Source organism: Serratia sp. CMO1 (assembly GCF_015689115.1).
GTDB lineage: Bacteria > Pseudomonadota > Gammaproteobacteria > Enterobacterales > Enterobacteriaceae > Serratia > Serratia marcescens.
This window is the reverse complement of record NZ_CP065032.1, coordinates 960,119-977,300: the sequence shown is the minus strand read 5'-3', so window position 1 is coordinate 977,300 and position 17,182 is coordinate 960,119. Positions and strand designations below refer to the sequence as shown.

Annotated in this window: 14 protein-coding genes and 1 pseudogene; 7 read left to right on the top strand and 8 right to left on the bottom strand. The window is 61.1% G+C overall.

Annotation, left to right across the window (positions count from 1 at the left end; translation table 11 throughout):
• Positions 1 to 7 precede the first annotated feature (7 nt).
• A complete protein-coding gene (gene malZ, locus IT763_RS04545) occupies positions 8 to 1,831 on the bottom strand; it encodes a maltodextrin glucosidase (RefSeq protein ID WP_103686955.1) in 1,824 nt (607 codons plus the stop codon).
• A 245-nt stretch (positions 1,832 to 2,076) separates the two neighbouring features.
• Here malZ and IT763_RS04540 point away from each other — a divergent pair, with 245 nt between their 5' ends.
• From IT763_RS04540 to IT763_RS04525, 4 genes and pseudogenes are all read left to right on the top strand, one after another.
• Positions 2,077 to 3,333 carry a mechanosensitive ion channel family protein gene (locus tag IT763_RS04540; protein WP_016928882.1) on the top strand — a complete coding sequence of 419 codons (1,257 nt, stop codon included), beginning with the start codon at positions 2,077 to 2,079 and terminating at the stop codon, positions 3,331 to 3,333.
• A 132-nt stretch (positions 3,334 to 3,465) separates the two neighbouring features.
• Positions 3,466 to 3,735, top strand: coding sequence for a hypothetical protein (locus IT763_RS04535; RefSeq protein ID WP_049299687.1), 270 nt, complete (start codon positions 3,466 to 3,468; stop codon positions 3,733 to 3,735).
• A 58-nt stretch (positions 3,736 to 3,793) separates the two neighbouring features.
• A pseudogene (locus IT763_RS04530) lies at positions 3,794 to 4,072 on the top strand (type II toxin-antitoxin system RelE/ParE family toxin).
• Entirely contained in the window at positions 4,072 to 4,359 is a 288-nt protein-coding gene (locus IT763_RS04525; protein ID WP_025160069.1) for a HigA family addiction module antitoxin, read from the top strand. The pseudogene IT763_RS04530 and the gene IT763_RS04525 overlap by 1 nt, the downstream one beginning before the upstream one ends.
• Positions 4,360 to 4,404: 45 nt before the next feature.
• Here the strand turns inward: IT763_RS04525 and proY are convergent, their stop codons facing one another.
• The 5 genes from proY to phoB form a co-directional block, all read right to left on the bottom strand.
• The gene (gene proY / locus IT763_RS04520) at positions 4,405 to 5,811 is read right to left on the bottom strand and encodes a proline-specific permease ProY (protein WP_028128209.1); all 1,407 of its coding nucleotides are present in this window, start codon (positions 5,809 to 5,811) and stop codon (positions 4,405 to 4,407) included.
• A gap of 73 nt (positions 5,812 to 5,884) precedes the next feature.
• The gene (gene brnQ / locus IT763_RS04515; RefSeq protein WP_016928887.1) at positions 5,885 to 7,201 is read right to left on the bottom strand and encodes a branched-chain amino acid transport system II carrier protein; all 1,317 of its coding nucleotides are present in this window, start codon (positions 7,199 to 7,201) and stop codon (positions 5,885 to 5,887) included.
• A gap of 486 nt (positions 7,202 to 7,687) precedes the next feature.
• Positions 7,688 to 8,650 carry a PstS family phosphate ABC transporter substrate-binding protein gene (locus IT763_RS04510; RefSeq protein ID WP_016928888.1) on the bottom strand — a complete coding sequence of 321 codons (963 nt, stop codon included), beginning with the start codon at positions 8,648 to 8,650 and terminating at the stop codon, positions 7,688 to 7,690.
• A gap of 14 nt (positions 8,651 to 8,664) precedes the next feature.
• Positions 8,665 to 9,981: a phosphate regulon sensor histidine kinase PhoR gene (gene phoR / locus IT763_RS04505; RefSeq protein ID WP_004940434.1), complete on the bottom strand. Its 1,317-nt coding sequence runs from the start codon at positions 9,979 to 9,981 to the stop codon at positions 8,665 to 8,667.
• Positions 9,982 to 10,005: 24 nt separating this feature from the next.
• Positions 10,006 to 10,695: a phosphate response regulator transcription factor PhoB gene (phoB, locus tag IT763_RS04500; protein ID WP_004940438.1), complete on the bottom strand. Its 690-nt coding sequence runs from the start codon at positions 10,693 to 10,695 to the stop codon at positions 10,006 to 10,008.
• A gap of 215 nt (positions 10,696 to 10,910) precedes the next feature.
• Here phoB and sbcD point away from each other — a divergent pair, with 215 nt between their 5' ends.
• The 3 genes from sbcD to licT all read left to right on the top strand — a co-directional run bounded on the left by sbcD (position 10,911) and on the right by licT (position 16,471).
• Entirely contained in the window at positions 10,911 to 12,143 is a 1,233-nt protein-coding gene (sbcD, locus tag IT763_RS04495) for an exonuclease subunit SbcD (protein WP_206195211.1), read from the top strand.
• Positions 12,140 to 15,391: an exonuclease subunit SbcC gene (gene sbcC, locus IT763_RS04490; RefSeq protein ID WP_049299689.1), complete on the top strand. Its 3,252-nt coding sequence runs from the start codon at positions 12,140 to 12,142 to the stop codon at positions 15,389 to 15,391. The genes sbcD and sbcC overlap by 4 nt, the downstream gene beginning before the upstream one ends.
• Before the next feature lie 231 nt (positions 15,392 to 15,622).
• Positions 15,623 to 16,471: a BglG family transcription antiterminator LicT gene (gene licT, locus IT763_RS04485; protein ID WP_016928891.1), complete on the top strand. Its 849-nt coding sequence runs from the start codon at positions 15,623 to 15,625 to the stop codon at positions 16,469 to 16,471.
• On the opposite strand, the gene IT763_RS04480 is transcribed toward licT, so the two are convergent.
• Both IT763_RS04480 and IT763_RS04475 read right to left on the bottom strand, forming a co-directional pair.
• Positions 16,468 to 16,854, bottom strand: a complete 387-nt coding sequence (locus IT763_RS04480; RefSeq protein ID WP_206195210.1) for a type II toxin-antitoxin system VapC family toxin — start codon at positions 16,852 to 16,854, stop codon at positions 16,468 to 16,470. The genes licT and IT763_RS04480 overlap by 4 nt on opposite strands.
• Entirely contained in the window at positions 16,851 to 17,084 is a 234-nt protein-coding gene (locus IT763_RS04475; RefSeq protein ID WP_016928893.1) for a type II toxin-antitoxin system Phd/YefM family antitoxin, read from the bottom strand. Before IT763_RS04475 ends, IT763_RS04480 begins: the two co-directional genes overlap by 4 nt.
• Positions 17,085 to 17,182 lie beyond the last annotated feature (98 nt).

Here is a 17,182-nt window from a genome sequence, read left to right as displayed (position 1 = left end):
ACTCCCTTTAGCCCTCGCAACGCCACACGGTGGCCGACTCTTCCGCCAACTGCAGGCGCAACCCTCCTGTCGTTTCGCTCAACTCGCCTCGCCCTTCCACACGCCGCCACGGGCCGCGGGCCAACAGCGGGTTGTGCGGCAACTGCGCCTGGCCGCTGCCGTCGCGCTGCAGCGCCACCAACACCTGCTCCTGCTGATACAGGCGCACGAACACCAGCGTTTCTCCGCTGGCGTACAGCACCTGACAGCCGCCTCGGCGCAACGCCAGGCTCTGTTTACGCAGCGCCGCCATGCGCTGGAACAGCGTCAACAACGGCCGATCCCAGTCGCCGACGTCCCATGGGAACGGCTTGCGGCAAAACGGATCGTTGCCGCCATCCAGACCAATCTCATCACCGTAGTAGAGGCAAGGCACGCCGATCCAGCTCAGCAACCACACCGCCGCCATCTGCATGCGCGCCGCATTCCCCTGCAACAGCGTGAGGAAGCGCGCGGTATCGTGGCTGTCCAGTTGATTGAACTGGATCAGTTGGCGGCTGTGCGGCAGCCCGGCGCGGTAACCGTCCATCCACTGCGCGCACCCGGCGGCGTCCAGCCGCACCGGGTGGTAGGCCACGTCCAGCCCCGCCAAAAACGCCCGCACCGGCAACGCGAACCCCATGTAGTTCATCGCCGCATCCTCCACGCCGGCGTGCAGCCAGCGGCGCGCGTCGCCGAAGTGCTCGCCCAAGACATAGGCCTGTGGATTCTCCTGCTTCACCGCCTGATAGATGCCCGCCAGGTGGCGCAGATTGCCGGTGGCGCCGCCGTTCTCCCCCAGCATATGCACCACGTCCAGCCGCCAGCCGTCGATGCTGTACGGCGGGCGCAGCCAGTGACGCACCACGCTGCCTTCCCCCTGATAAATCGCTTCCGCCACCTGCGGCTCGGCGAAATTGAGCTTCGGCAGGCTGGCGTTGCCCTTCCAGTCGAGCGCGCGGCCGTCCGGGTAAAAGTTGAACCAGCCGCGATACGGCGAATCGGGGTGGTGACAGGCGCCGTTTTCGCCCTGACGATGGCGGTCGAACCACGGGTGCGAGTCGCCGGTGTGGTTGAAGACCCCGTCCAGCACCAGTTTCATGCCCACTTTGTGAGTGCTCACTCGCAAACGCTGCAGCGCCGCGTTGCCGCCGAAGTGCGGATCGACCTGGTAATAGTCCTCGGTATCGTACTTATGCACGCTCGGCGCGGTAAAAATCGGGTTCAAATACAGCGCCGTCACGCCCAGCTGCTGCAAATACGGCAGTTTGGCGCTGATGCCGTCCAGATCGCCGCCGTAAAAGGTCGAGGCGGCGTGGCGATCCTCCAACGGGTGCTGCCAGTCGCGCCGAATCACCTCGGCGCCGGCCGCGTGATGGCGATAGCTGCCGCTCTGGATGCCGTGCTCGCCGCCGCTGCTGGCGAAGCGATCGGGGAAAATCTGGTAGAACAGCTGATCCGCCACCCACGCGGGGCCATTGTCAGGATCGTCGACGGCGAACTGCGCCAGCTGGCCCGGCGGCGTTGGCGACCAGCCCTGCGGGCCGAACCACTGTTGGCGATCGGCCCACAGCAGCTTGAAGCAGTAACGCCGCGTCGGCTCGCCCTCATTCAGCGTCAGGCTGGCCTGGTAGCGCCGCATCCCCTCGTGGCGCTGCGCTTTCATCGTCAGCAGCCACTCTTCGTTGTCCGGTTCGGCGCGCAAAAATACCCGTTCCGGCAGTTCATCCCCTTGTAACCACAGCGTGATATCCAAACGTTGCCCTTGTTTCACCACAAAAGGCGGGACCGGTTGATGCCAGGCGTTAAGCATACTGTTCTCCTGCTGTACCAAACGAAATCGACGGCGTTCTTCAAAAACGAACAATGCCACGTTAAGTGCAACTCCCCCTCCTCTCTGGCCGCAAAACCCGGGGATGAGCCGGGGGGCGGAGACTGAAAAATAACGCTAACTTGATGTAAAAAAAGGTAAACAGGCACAAATCCTGCACGTTACCCCTTAGGCTAACGCGTTTTAAGTTTACAGGATATTTTTTGCGCATTTTTTAAGGAGCGGTAATGCAACAACAGATAACGCGCTGGCTGGAACAGTTTGGTTTGGAATTCGGCGGAGTGATGTCGCTGTTGATGGTATTGGGGTTGATTGTTCTGATCTCGGTCGCGATCCACCTGGTGCTGCACCGGGTGGTGTTGGCGGCCCTTCAGCGCCGTGGCCAGCAGTCGCAGCGCGTCTGGCAACAGGCCATCACCCAATACAAACTGTTCCAGCGCGTGGCGCTGCTGCTGCAAGGGGTGATCATCAGCATCCAGGCGACGCTGTGGCTGCAGAGCGGCAGCCAGACTCAGGCGGTGATCGTCACCGCCGCGCAGGTGTGGATCCTCGCCTTCACCCTGTTGTCGCTGTTCTCGCTGCTGGATACGCTGCTGGCGCTGCTGCGCCAAAGCCCGATTTCCAATCAGCTGCCGCTGCGCGGCATTTTCCAGGGCCTGAAGCTGGTGGCGGCGATCCTGATCGGCATCATGATCGTCTCATTGCTGATGGGCAAATCGCCGCTGCTGCTGCTCAGTGGCCTGGGCGCCATGACCGCGGTCTTGATGTTGGTGTTCAAGGATCCGATCCTCGGGCTGGTGGCCGGCATCCAGCTCTCCGCCAACGACATGCTGAAGATCGGCGACTGGCTGGAAATGCCGAAATACGGCGCCGACGGCGCGGTCACCGACATCGGCCTGACCACGGTCAAAGTGCGCAACTGGGACAACACCGTCACCACCATCCCCACCTACGCGCTGATCTCCGACTCATTCAAGAACTGGCGGTCGATGTCGGAATCCGGCGGGCGCCGCATCAAGCGCAGTTTGAATATCGACACCGGCAGCGTGCACTTCCTGTCGGAAGAGGAACAGCGCCGCCTGCAGCGCAACCCGCTGCTGCACAGCTACCTGAACGTTAAGACCCAGGAGCTGAGCCAGCACAACCAGGAGATCGCCGTCGATCTGGCCTCGCCGCTCAACGGCCGCCGCCTGACCAACCTCGGCACGCTGCGCGCCTATCTGGAAGCCTACCTGCGCGCTCACCCGCGCATTCACCAGAACATGACGCTGATGGTGCGCCAGCTGGCGCCGACGCCGGAGGGCCTGCCGCTGGAAATCTACGCCTTCACCAACACCACGGTCTGGGCGGAGTACGAAAGTATTCAGGCGGATATTTTCGACCATATCCTGGCGGTGATCGACGAGTTCGGCCTGCGCGTGCATCAGACGCCAACCGGCAATGACCTGCGCGGCATGCTGCGACAAAGCGCGAACGCTTCCTGACGTCGGCTGACGTAACTGTGTCTGCTGGTAATTATTCTCTTTCAATTGCCAGCAGATATCTCCATCCCCTTCTTTTCCCCGGCGAAAACGGCGTTAATGCGCCATCACCTTCACCACCGAGAGGGAAAGCCCTTGCTGAAACGGATACGTCATCGGCTGTTTACCCTGCTGGCCACCCTGCTGTTTATCGGCTGCCTGCACAACGCGTCGCTGGATGAAAGCCGCATGCCCCGCAATCTGCAACCTTCGCTGAGCGCCCTCAGCAGCAACCTGCAGGACATTCGCGAAGTGCTGGCGCGCTGCGCCGGCGAGGAAGAGGAGGAACGGCTGAACGACGGCGGCATGCGCATCGAAGCGCGCGCCGCCGGGGAGGAGGAAGCGGAAGACAAACGCTTGGCATAGCAGGTTAAAAAACGCCCCATCTTGTTGCGCCACACGCAACACTCATGGAGCCATCAGGATGATAAGAAGCTTCAAGCATAAGGGACTCAAAAAGTTTTTCGAAACCGGTTCAACGGCAGGTATCGACGCCAAGCAGGCGAAGAAAATCGCGCTGCGGCTGAGCGTGCTGGATCTGGCGAAAGTGATTGATGACGTAGATCTGCCCGGCTTCTTCTTGCACCCGCTAACGGGCGCTCGCAGCGGGCAGTGATCCGTCACCGTCACCGGCAACTGGCGTATCACGTTTGAACTGGTCGAGGGTGATGTTTATATCGTGAATTATGAGGACTATCACTAATGAACCGCATGCATAATCCTCCTCATCCTGGAGAATTGATCAAAGAAACCATGGAAACGCTGAATCTCAGCGCGCGCGCGCTGGCCAAAGCATTGGACGTCGCGCCGTCTACGGTTCAACGCCTGATCAGCGGAAAGTCCGATATCTCGCCGGAAATGGCCATCCGCCTGTCCATCGTGATAGGCAGTTCCGAACAGGTTTGGATGGGCATGCAAGATGCTTACGATCTGTGGCAGGCCAGGCAGTCCATCGACGTTTCGAAACTGCGCAAGCTGGACTTCGCTTAACGCCTGCCTCTAAAAAAACACCGGCCTCAGCCGGTGTTTTTCCATTTAGTCTTGCTGCGTCGCCAACGGCACGCGTTTTTTCTGATGGTTGACCTTGAACCAGTACCCCGCCAGCAGCAACACCACCCAGACCAGGCCGGCGTACAGCGAGACGCGCGTGGTCGGGAAGTAACCGATCAGGCCGATGATGAACACCAGGAACACGATCGCCACCACCGAGGTGAACACCCCGCCGCGCAGCGGGAACGCCAGCTGCTTCACCTGCTCTTTGCTCAGGCTGCGGCGGAAGGCGATTTGCGAGAACAGGATCATGATCCACACCCACACGGTGGCGAAGGTCGCCAGGGAGGCGATCACCAGGAACACGCTCTCCGGCATGATGTAGTTGAGGTATACCGCCAGCAGCAGCGCCAGCATCATCACCACCACCGTCACCCAGGGAATGCCGCGTTTCGACACCTTGCTGAACATCTTCGGCGCGTGCCCTTGCTCGGCCATGCCATGCAGCATGCGGCCGACGCCGAACACGTCGCTGTTGATCGCCGACAGCGAAGCGGTGATCACCACGAAGTTGAGGATGCCCGCCGCCACGGTGATGCCCATATGCTGGAAGGTCAGCACGAACGGGCTGCCGTTGGTGCCCACCTGGTTCCACGGGTAGATCGACATGATGACAAACAGCGTGCCGACGTAGAACACCAGAATGCGCCACGGCACCGAGTTGATGGCTTTGGGAATCGATTTTTTCGGATCCTTGGCTTCGCCGGCGGTGATGCCGATGATTTCAATGCCGCCGTAAGCGAACATTACCAGCTGCAGCGACAGGATCATGCCGATAACGCCGTTGCTGAAGAAGCCGCCGTTCGACCACAGGTTATGAATGCCGGTCGGTTGCCCGCCGTTGCCGATACCCCAGATGATGATGCCGATGCCGGCCGCGATCATGATGATGATGGTGGCGACCTTGAAGAACGAGAACCAGAACTCCAGCTCGCCGAATACCTTGACGCTCATCAGGTTGATGGCGCCGATGATCAGCACCACGCTCAGCACCCAGATCCAGTGCGGCACTTCCGGGAACCAGACCCCCATATAGATGCCGAAGGCGGTCACGTCGGCGATGGCGACGATCAGGATCTCAAAGCAGTAAGTCCAGCCGGTGATGTAACCCGCCATCGGGCCGAGGTAGTCCTGCGCGTAGCGGGAAAATGAGCTGGCCTGCGGGTTGTTGACCGACATCTCCCCCAGTGCGCGCATGATGATAAAGGCCACGATGCCGCCGATCAGGTAAGCCAGCAGCACGCTCGGGCCGGCCATTTTGATGGCGTCCGCCGAGCCGTAGAACAACCCGGTGCCGATGGCCGATCCCAGCGCCATAAAGCGGATATGACGCGTGCTGAGGCCGCGTTTCAGCTTATTGTCGGGGGCAGTGGTGGGTGACTGTTGTTGCATGAAAATGACCCATAGTTTTAAACGAAAAAAAGCCACGGACATGTCCGTGGCCCTGGATTTAGCCGGGGGATTATCAGTGCGCGGTCACTTGGGAACGCGTGCACACCCGATCATAAATCGCGACCAGCGCCAACATCAGCAGCGAAGGCGGCAACCATGCCAACCCCTGCTCCGCCAGCGGCAGGTGAGTGGACCAGGCCGGCAACAGTTGCTGGAAACTGGACGCTTTCACCGCGTCAAGAATACCAAACAACAGGCTGACAAGCATCACCGGCGCAATGATGCGCGGCGCGCTGTGCCACCAACGCAGGGTGAAGCTCAGCACCACCAGCACGATGCACGGCGGATAAATCGCGGTCAGCACCGGAATGGAGATCTGGATCAGGTGGCTCAGGCCGAGGTTGGACACCACCATCGAGAACAGGCCCAGGATAAACACCAGCGTCTTGTAAGAGAACGGCAGGTATTGCGCGAAGAACTCGGCGCAGGCGCAGGTCAAGCCTACCGCGGTCACCATGCAGGCGATGAAGATCAGCGCCGCCAGGAAGAAGCTGCCGAGGCCGCCGAAGGTGTTCTGAACGTAAGCGTGCAGGATCACCGCGCCGTTGGTGGCGTCAGGCACCAGCGCGCCGCTGCCGGAGCCCAGCTTGAACAGGCTCAGATAAACCAGCGTCAGACCCACGCCGGCGATCAAACCGGCCAGAATGGTGTAACGGGTCAACAGACCGGCGTCTTTCACGCCGCGCGAGCGCGCCGCGTTGACGATAACGATGCCGAATACCAGCGCGCCCAGCGTATCCATGGTCAGATAGCCGTTAACGAAGCCGGAGGAGAAAGGCACGCTCTGATAAGCCGCCGTCGCCGGGATAGGCGCGCCGGCAGGCCACAGCAGCGCGGCGATACCCAGTACGGCCAGCGCGACGATCTTCAGCGGCGCCAGCACGTGGCCGACAGTATCGAGCAGACGGCCCGGATACAGGGAGATGCCGATCACCAGCGCGAAATACACCAGACTGTAGATGAACAGCGGCATGGCGCCGTCGCCGGTCAGCGGGGCGATGCCCACCTCAAAGGACACGGTGGCGGTGCGCGGCGTGGCGAACAGCGGGCCGACGGCCAGGTAGCAGACGGTCGCCAGCAGCAGGCCGGCGCCGCGGCCGATCGGCGAACTGAGGGCGTCGATGCCGCCGCCGACGCGCGCCAGCGCGATGACGGTGATGACCGGCAGGCCCACGGCGGTGAGCAGGAAGCCCAGCGCAGCGATCCAGACGTGTTCACCGGACTGCAAGCCGACCATCGGCGGGAAGATGATGTTCCCGGCCCCAACGAATAAGGCAAAGGTCATGAAGCCCAGTGCCAGGATATCTTTTGACGTTAAACGATGACTCATACGATGTCGTGTTGCCTGTTCAAATGAAAAAAAATTGTCCGATAGCGTGGTGGCGAAACGCCCCACCCGGTTGCCGGCATGCCCGATCGTCGCAGCGCCAAATAAGCACCCTAAACGCAGTCGATCCGGCGTTTATGTCCCTATTCGAAAGTGGCCGCTCATGAAGATGGGCAAAATTTTAGGAGTTATAAAAATGGAGGTTTAATCCGACAACGAAGGCTAAGGTAAACGTTTATAGCGCTTCAAGGCAAGACGCACGGCGAAAAGCAGAGCTATCGACCATATAAACTTTAGCCACCAGTCGATCATATTGGCTATCAATAAATATACACTACATGATTTGTATCATTTTTGAACAATGAATTCACGAAACGTGAAGCATATATCGCATTACCGCGCGAAAACGCCAATAAATGCCCGGTTTTCGCGTGGTATAAGCTCCGTTTTGCCGTGAAAAAAGGCGAAAATCACGCCGATTTTTGTCGCTTATTGCGCCGTGGCCAGCGCGAGCGGTGGCAACCCGAGCGCCTGACGAGTCTTCTGCAGGGCGGCCGGCGGCAGCGGCAGATAGCCGTCGTGGTTGACCAGGCTTTGCCCTGGTGTCGACAGCACGCGATCGAGGAACGCGGCGGTCAGCGGCTCCAGCGGTTGATTGGGGGCTTTGTTGATGTAGATATACAGATAGCGCGACAGCGGGTAGCGATCGTTACGCACGTTGGCGGCGGTAGGCGCGACATAGTCTTCTCCCGACTCCGCCAGCGGCAGCAGCCGCACGCCGCTGGCGCGAAAACCGATGCTGGCGTAGCCGATGCCGTTGAGCGAACCGGCCACCGCCTGCACCACCGAAGCCGAACCAGGCAGCTCATTGACGCGCGGCATGAAATCGCCGCCGCACAACGCGCGCAGTTTGAAATAGCCGTAGGTGCCGGACGCCGAGTTGCGGCCGAAGCGTTGCAGCGAGCGTGTCGCCCAGTCGCCGCGCAGCCCCAGCTCGCCCCAGCGCGTCAGCGGCTGGCTTTCACCGCAGCGCCGGGTGGCGGAGAAAATGCGATCGAGCTGCTGCAGGTTAAGGCCGCGCAGCGGATTGTCCTGATGCACCAACACCACCAGCGCATCCACCGCTACCGGCACCGCCAGCGGCGCATAACCGTAACGGTGTTCGAACGCCGAAACCTCGGCCGCCTTCATCGGCCGGCTCATCGGGCCCAGCTGCGCGGCGCCCGCCGCCAACGCGGTCGGCGCGGTCGACGAACCGGCGGCCTGGATCTGCAGGTTGACGTTGGGATAATGCTGGCTGAAATCCTGCGCCCACAGCGCCATCAAATTCGCCAGCGTGTCGGAGCCGACGCTGGACAGGTTGCCCGCCAACATGCCGTCAGGCTGCGCCAGCGCGCCGCGTCCGGCCAGCAGCGCCAGGCAAAGCAACAGCCCTCGGGTAATTCGGGTCATACCGGTGTCTCGCGTTAATTTTTCACCGCATTCTCTGATAAAGCGGCGGGAACAATCAACCGATTGGGCAAGGTAAAGATAAAGCGGGTGCCGATCCCCGGTTCGCTGAGGATCTCCAGCCGCGCGTCGTGATGGCTGAGCGCGTGCTTGACGATCGCCAGCCCCAGCCCGCTGCCGCCGGTCTGGCGCGAACGGGCCTTGTCGACGCGATAAAAACGCTCTGTCAGGCGCGGCAGATGCTCGGCGGCGATGCCCGGCCCGTTGTCGCTGACCTGGAATTGCGCGCCGTGCGCCGTCTGCTGCCAGCTGACTTCGATATGGGTGCCCTTCGGCGTGTGGTTGACCGCGTTGTACACCAGGTTAGACACCGCGCTGCGCAACTGATCTTCATTGCCGAACACGTTGAGCTGTTCGTTCACCCGGAAGGTGATCTCGTGATTGCCGCCGCTCAGCGATTGCGCCTCGCGCTGCAACACCCGCAGCATCAGCGGAATATCCACCCGCTCGTTCATGTCGACATTGGGCGCCGCCTCGATGCGCGACAGCGTCAGCAGCTGCTTGACCAGCCCGTCCATCCGGCGGGTCTGCTCTTGCATGGTGCTAAGCGCCTTGCTGCGCAGCGAGCCATCCTGCTCTTCGTCGCCCATCATCTCCAGATAGCCCTGCAGCACCGTCAGCGGCGTGCGCAGTTCATGACTGACGTTGGCGAAGAAGTTGCGCCGTGCGCCCTCCAGCTGGCGCATCTGGGTGACGTCGCGCGCCACCATCAGCAGTTGCCCTTCAGAATACGGCATCACGCGGAATTCGACGTAGTGTTCGTTGTTCAGCTGCAGCGTCAGCGGGCGCGAAAACTCCTGCTGTTGCAGATAGTGGCTGAATTCCGGATAACGCAGCAGGTTAAGGATGTGCTGGCCGTTGTCTTCCGGCCAGCGAAAGCCGAGCAGATGCTGCGCCAGCCCGTTGCACCAGAAGATATTGCCTTCGACAGTGGTCATCACCACCGCGTCAGGCAACGATTCGGCCCCGCTGCGAAAGCGCTTGATCAGCAGCGCCAGCTCGCGCCGGCGGCGGCGGTTGCGCTGCTGCATCTGATACAGGCCATAGAACAGCGGCTCCCAGCTCCAGCGGCCGGGCGGCGGCGTCATGCTGCGGTCGATCCACAGCCAATGGGAGAGTTTGAGCTGGTTGTAGAAATTCCACACCAGCGCAGCCAGCGCGGAGGCCAGCAGGAACCAGGGCAGATAACCGAAAATCAGCCCCAGCAGTAAGGCGGGCAGACAGAAAAGAGCCAGCTCCAGAGCCAGCCTCTTCCACGACAGACGTTCTAACACGGCATATTCTCCAGCGCGGCGCGATCAGTAGCGCGTTGAGAACCGGTAGCCGGTGCCCCGAACGGTTTGAACCATTTTATCATGCCCACTGGTTTCTAACGCTTTGCGGAGCCGACGGATATGCACGTCAACGGTACGGTCTTCCACATAAACGTTAGTGCCCCAGACGTGATTAAGCAACTGCTCACGGCTATAAACCCGCTCCGGGTGGGTCATAAAGAAGTGCAGCAGCTTGAACTCGGTCGGCCCCATGTCCAGCGCCTGATCGTTCGCCATCACGCGGTGGGAGGACGGGTCCAGGCTCAGCCCTTGCATTTCAATCACCTCCTCCACCGCCATCGGCGAAATGCGGCGCATGACCGCCTTGATGCGCGCCACCAGCTCCTTCGGCGAGAACGGCTTGGTGATGTAATCATCCGCCCCCACTTCCAGGCCGCGCACCCGGTCTTCTTCTTCGCCGCGCGCGGTCAACATCATCACCGGGATATCGCGGGTCAGCGCTTCGCGCTTCATATGTTTGATAAACTGAATGCCGGAACCCCCGGGCAACATCCAGTCAAGCAACACCAAATCAGGGAACGGCTCAGACAGACGCGTCACGGCGCTGTCATAATCCTCGGCTTCCAACGGTTGGTAACCATTCTGTTCCAACACAAAGCACACCATCTCACGGATCGGCGCTTCGTCTTCCACCACCAGTATGCGTCTTGCCATCGTCAATCCTGCCAATGTGTTAGCGACTTTTCGGGCGCCATTATGCGTCAGTTTTGTGACACTTTTATGAAAAAAACCGGCTGTTATAGGCAGTAAGCATAGCGATTATTTCCCGCAGTAAAGAAAAATCATCCGGTTGTCATCATCATTGCGCCGGGACAGCCGCCGCCGCGGCCTTTATAATCATCGCCATTATCTTTGCATCCGGGAGTGTCATGCGCCTGATCCACACCTCTGACTGGCACCTTGGCCAGTACTTTTTCACCAAAAGCCGCGCCGCCGAGCACCAGGCTTTTCTGAACTGGCTGATCGAACAGATCGAACAGCAGCAGGTGGATGCGCTGATCGTCGCCGGGGATCTGTTCGATACCGGCTCGCCGCCCAGCTATGCCCGCGAGCTGTACAACCGCTTCGTGGTGGAACTGCAGCGCACCGGCTGCCAATTGGTAGTGCTGGGCGGCAACCACGATTCGGTCGCAACGCTGAACGAATCGCGTGAACTGCTCTCCTGCCTGAACACCACGGTGATCGCCAGCGCGCAGGGCGCCCCGGAACAGCAGATCGTGGTGCTTAACCAACGCGACGGCCAGCCGGGCGCGGTGCTGTGCGCCATCCCGTTCCTGCGGCCGCGCGATCTGCTCACCAGCCGCGCCGGCGAATCCGGCGCGCAGAAACAGCAGGCGCTGCAGGAAGCCATCGCCGAACATTACCAAGCGCTGTATCAGGCGGCCTGCGAGCGCCGCGACCAGCTGGGCCTACCGCTGCCGATCGTCGCCACCGGCCACCTGACCACCGTCGGCGTCACCACCTCCGACTCGGTGCGCGACATCTATATCGGCACCCTCGACGCTTTCCCGGCGCAGGCCTTCCCGCCCGCCGACTATATCGCGCTCGGCCACATTCACCGCGCGCAGAACGTCGCCAAATCGGAGCATATTCGCTATAGCGGCTCACCGATCCCGCTCAGCTTCGATGAGCTGGGCAAAGCCAAAAGCGTCTTCCTGGTCGATTTCGCCGACGGCGCTTTGCAGCGGGTAGACGCGTTAACGATCCCGCAGTTTCAGCCCATGCAACTGATCAAAGGCGATCTGGCCGAGATCGAACGGCAGCTGCGGCAATTTGCCGACCATGCCGGCGAGCTGCCGGTGTGGCTGGATATCGAAGTGGCGACGCAGGACTACCTCAGCGACATCCAGCGCCGCATCCAGCTGATGGCGGATGAGCTGCCGGTGGAAGTGGTGCTGCTGCGGCGCAGTAAAGAGCAGCGCCGCCAGGCGATCGCGCAGCAGGATAAGGAAACGCTCAACGAGCTGAGCGTCAACGAGGTGTTCGAACGGCGCCTGGCGCAGGAGGTCGACATGCCCGAAGCGCGCCAACGGCGGATGCATCAACTGTTCCGCCAGGTGGTCGAGGCGGTGCAGCACAACCCTGAAGAGAGCAACCCATGAAAATCCTCAGCCTGCGGTTAAAAAACCTCAACTCGCTGCAGGGCGAATGGAAGATTGACTTCACCGCCGAGCCGTTCGCCAGCAACGGCCTGTTCGCCATTACCGGCCCGACCGGCGCGGGCAAAACCACCCTGCTGGACGCCATCTGCCTGGCGCTGTACCACCAGACGCCGCGCCTCAACGTCACGCCAAGCCAGAATGAACTGATGACCCGCCACACCGCCGAATCGCTGGCGGAGGTCGAGTTCGAGGTCAAGGGCGTCGGCTATCGCGCCTTCTGGAGCCAGCGCCGCGCCAAAAATGCGCCGGACGGCAATCTGCAGGCGCCGAAGGTCGAACTGGCGCGCCGCGAGGACGGCAAGATCCTGGCGGACAAGGTGCGCGACAAGCTGGAGCTTACCGCCGCCATCACCGGGCTGGACTTTGGCCGCTTCACCAAATCGATGATGCTGTCTCAGGGGCAGTTCGCCGCGTTCCTCAACGCCGATGCCAACGATCGCGCCGAACTGCTGGAAGAGCTGACCGGCACCGAAATCTACGGGCGGTTGTCCGAACAGGTGTTCGAGTCGCACAAGCAGGCCAAAACCGACCTGGATGCGTTGCATCAACGCGCCAGCGGCATCGAACTGCTGAACGACGAGCAGCGCCAGTCTCTGACCGAACAGCTGACGGCGCTGAGCGCGCAGGAAATCGCCCTCGGCGAGCAAACCCAGCGGCAGCAACAGGCGCTGAGCTGGCTGCAGCAATGGCAACGCCTCCGGCAACAGCAAAGCGAGGGGCAATTGCGGCTGGACACCGCCCAGCGCGAGCAGGCGGAGGCCGCCCCGCAGCTGCAGCGGCTGGCGCGCAGCGAGCCGGCCGAGAAATTGCGGCCGCTGCGCGGCGAACGCGATCGTTGCCGCGCCGAGCTGCAGACGATACAACAGCAGGCAGCCCAGCTGACGCAACAACAGGAACAGCACTCGGCGCAGCTGGCGCCGCTGCAGCAGGCGGTGGAAAAAACCCGTCTGGCGCAGCAAACCCATGCCGAGCATATGCGGCAACAGCAACAGTTGATCGATGACCAGGTGGCCCCGCTCGACCATCAAATAGCCCAACTGCAGTCGACACAGGCCGAGCGGCGACAGGCCGGCGATGCCGCCGCGCAGCAATGCGCCCAGCAGCAGACCGCGCTGGAGCAGCTCACCGCCCAGCGCAGCCAACTGACGACGCAGGCCGCACAGCATCAGCAGCAGTTGAACGCGCTGACCGAAGCGCTGGCCGTTCAACAACAGCAGCAACAGGCGCTGGAGGCGCAAACGCCGTTGGCCCCGCTGCGCCAACGCCTGAGCGCCCTGGCGGATCTGCGCCCGACGCGCCGGCAGTTATTTGCTCTCGCTTCTTTATCGCAGCAAATCGTTAAACGGCTGGAACAACAGCGGCAAGAGCTAAACAGCGGCCAACATGAACTTACCCAGTTGGAACCACAGCTAGAACTCATCCGTCAGCAATTTAAGCAGCAGAAAGCCCACCAGGCCGATGTTGAAAAAACCTATGCGCTGGAACAACGGATCGTGGGTCTGGAGGCCGAGCGCGCCCGTTTGCAACCCGGCGCCCCCTGCCCGCTGTGCGGCTCATGCGAGCACCCGGCGGTAGAACAATACCAAGAGGTAAAACTGTCAGAAACCGCGCAACGTCTGGAGCAAATGAAAGTCCAGACCGAAGCATTGCAAAAACAAGGCGTCGAGCTGCGAGCCCGTTACGACAACCTGCAACAGCAATTGCAGCGTCAGCAGCAAACCATCGCGCAGGATGAACAACAGCTGGCCGGCCAACAGCAGCAGTGGCGGCAGCTCAGCGCGCCGTTGGCGTTCGACTTTACGCTGGCGGATGGCGAGCAACTCAGCGCCTGGCTGAACGGCTGCGACGACGAAGAACGGCGCGGGCAACACGCGCTGCAACAGCATGAACAGGCGGCGCAGGCGGTACAGCAGGCGAAGGATGCGCTCATCGCTCTGCAAACGCAGCAGCAGCAGACGCAGCAACAGCTGGCGTTGCTCGAAGAACGCTTTACGCTGCTGCAGAAAGCCCACGCCGACAGCCTGCAACAGCAGCAAGAGCTGCATCAACGCTGGCAAGAAGGCGAGAAGACCCTTGCCGAACGACGCACGCAGCGGCTGGCGCTGTTCGGCGAACAGCAGGTCGCCGAGGTGCGCGAACAGCTGCGCGCCAAACAAACCGCCTGCGAACAGGCCAGCGTTCAGGCCGCCGAGCAGTGGCAAAAGGCGCAGGAACTGCGCGAACGCCTGGCCGGCCAGCAGGCCGGGCTGCAACATCAACACACTCAGATGCAGGAGCGGCTGCAGCAGGCGCAGCAGCAGTGGCAGCAGGCGCTGGCCGACAGCGAATTCGCCGATGAAACCGCCTTCACCGCCGCGCTGCTGGACGATGTCCTGCGCCGCGAATTGCAACAGCGCAAAGAACAGCTGCAACAGCGGCAGGTGGAGGCCGCCGCCCTGCTGACGCAGGCGACGCAAACGCTGGAGCAGCACCGGCAAAACCGCCCTGAAGGGGTGGATGAAGCCAACGCGGATCTCGATGCGCTCACCCAATCGCTGGCCGAACTGGCACAGCAGTTGAAGGCGCTGCAGCTGCGCCAGGGCGAACTGCGCAACCAGCTGGAAAGCGACGCCGAACGCCGTCTCAATCAACAGGCGCTGTTCGAACAGATCGCCCGCAGCCAGCAAGACTACGACGACTGGAGCTGTCTCAACCAGCTGATCGGCTCAAAAGAGGGCGACAAATTCCGCCGCTTCGCTCAGGGGCTGACGCTCGATCATCTGGTGTATCTGGCCAACCTTCAACTCGGCCGGCTGCACGGGCGCTACCTGCTGCAGCGTAAGACCAGCGACGCGCTGGAGCTGCAGGTGGTGGACACCTGGCAGGCCGACGCGCTGCGCGATACCCGCACCCTGTCCGGCGGCGAGAGCTTCCTGGTCAGCCTGGCGCTGGCGCTGGCGTTGTCCGATTTGGTCAGCCACAAAACCAGCATTGACTCGCTGTTCCTCGACGAAGGTTTCGGCACGCTGGATGCCGAAACCCTCGATACCGCGCTGGACGCGCTGGACAGCCTGAACGCCTCCGGCAAAACCATCGGCGTGATCAGCCACGTCGAGGCGATGAAAGAACGCATTCCGGTGCAGATCAAGGTGAAAAAGGTCAACGGGCTCGGCGTCAGCCGGCTGGAGGCGCACTTCAGGCTGGAATGATCCCGCGGCTCGCGGCGCAGAAGTGTGACCGCGGCGGCACTCCGCGGTGAAAAGCGTTGAGCCGCGGCGGGCACGGGTTATTATGCCAGCATAACAGGATTGTTACTGTATCCCCTCCGCCGCTCAGGCCGCAGGGCAGAAAGATAAAATACAGGCAAAACCTGACGCCCGGGATCGCTTCCGGGCGTCAGGTTTTTTCGTTTTCAGGATGCTGAAACACCGGGAAAAACCATGAAAATCGCTAAAATACTCAATAATAACGTGGTGATTACGCTGGACGACCGTCAGGCAGAGACGGTGGTGATGGGAAAAGGAATCGGCTTTAAAAAGAAGCCCGGCGATACGCTGGACGAAAGCCTGATCGAAAAGGTCTTCACCCATAACGGCGGAGAAATCGCCGAGCGCTATAAAGAGCTGCTCGCCGAGATCCCATTGGCCTGCGTCACCACCGCCGACAGAATCATCACCCTCGCCCGCGAACGCCTGCCGGGCAAGCTGCATAACATCGTCTACATCACGCTGACCGATCACATCCACTTCGCCCTGCAGCGCTATGCGCAAGGGCTGGATATCAAAAATGCGCTGCTGTGGGAGATTAAAAAACTCTATCCGGCCGAATTCGCCGTCGGGCTGGAGGCGCTGGCCCTGATCGCCCAGCGGCTGGATACCGCGCTGCCGGAAGACGAAGCCGGATTTATCGCCCTGCACCTGGTCAACGCTCAGCTTAACGACGAGATGCATAACACGCTGCACATCACCCGCGTGATGCAAGAGATCCTCAACCTGGTCAAATACCATTTCCGCTTTGATTACAATGAGGAATCCCTTAGCTACCACCGCTTCGTCACCCATTTGAAGTTCTTCGCCCAGCGCCTGCTGGGGAAAAACTACGTCGACAGCGACGACGACTCGCTGTATCAGGTGGTGAAAGAGAAATACCGCGAGTCTTTCGCCTGCGCCGGCAAGATCAACCGCCACATCGAAAAGCACTATCAGCATCAGCTCACCACGGAAGAGATGATGTTTCTGACCATTCATATCGAACGGGTGCGCAGCGAAAGCGAGGAAAAGCCGGCTTAACGGCGGGCGTCCGCCACCCGCACGCCGTACTGCGGAAACACCGCGTCGGCGGAGATCAGCGTCAGCCCCTCGGCCTGCGCCTGTTCGTTCAGCATGCGATCGAAAGGATCCTGATGATAGGGCGGCAGCTGCCCGGCCTGTTGGCAGTGAAAGGCGTCCATCGGCAACGACAGAAAATCTTCGGCCTCGATGATCGCAAAGATGTCTTCCGGCAGCGCCAGTTTGCCCTGCGCCTGCTTGATCGAGATCTCCCAAATGCTGGCCGCGCTGACGTACACCGCATTGCCCGGATCGGCGATCTGCCTTTTGGCGTTCGCGCCCAGGCAGGCGTCATCAATCAACCACCACAGCAACGCGTGGGTATCCAGCAACAGGCGCTTCATTCATCGCCCTCAAACAACGCCGCAATGGCCGCATCCCCCGCGTTGAAATCCGCCGGCACGGTGAACTTGCCCTTGGCGGCGCCAGGGCGGCGCGCTTCCCCCTTGATGGCGACCAGCTGTACATAGGGCTTCCCTGCTTTTGCAATAATCACGGTTTCTCCCTCCGCGGCTCTGTCCGCCAACTGACTCAGATTGGATTTGGCTTCGTGCATATTGGCCTGAATCGGCATACGCGTTCTCCTTAGCTAAGTTAGCTAAAGCATAAAACGCCGTCCAGTTTTTGTACAGTGAAGGGTTTAAAGCGCGAGCAGCCTCGCGCTTTGTTGCA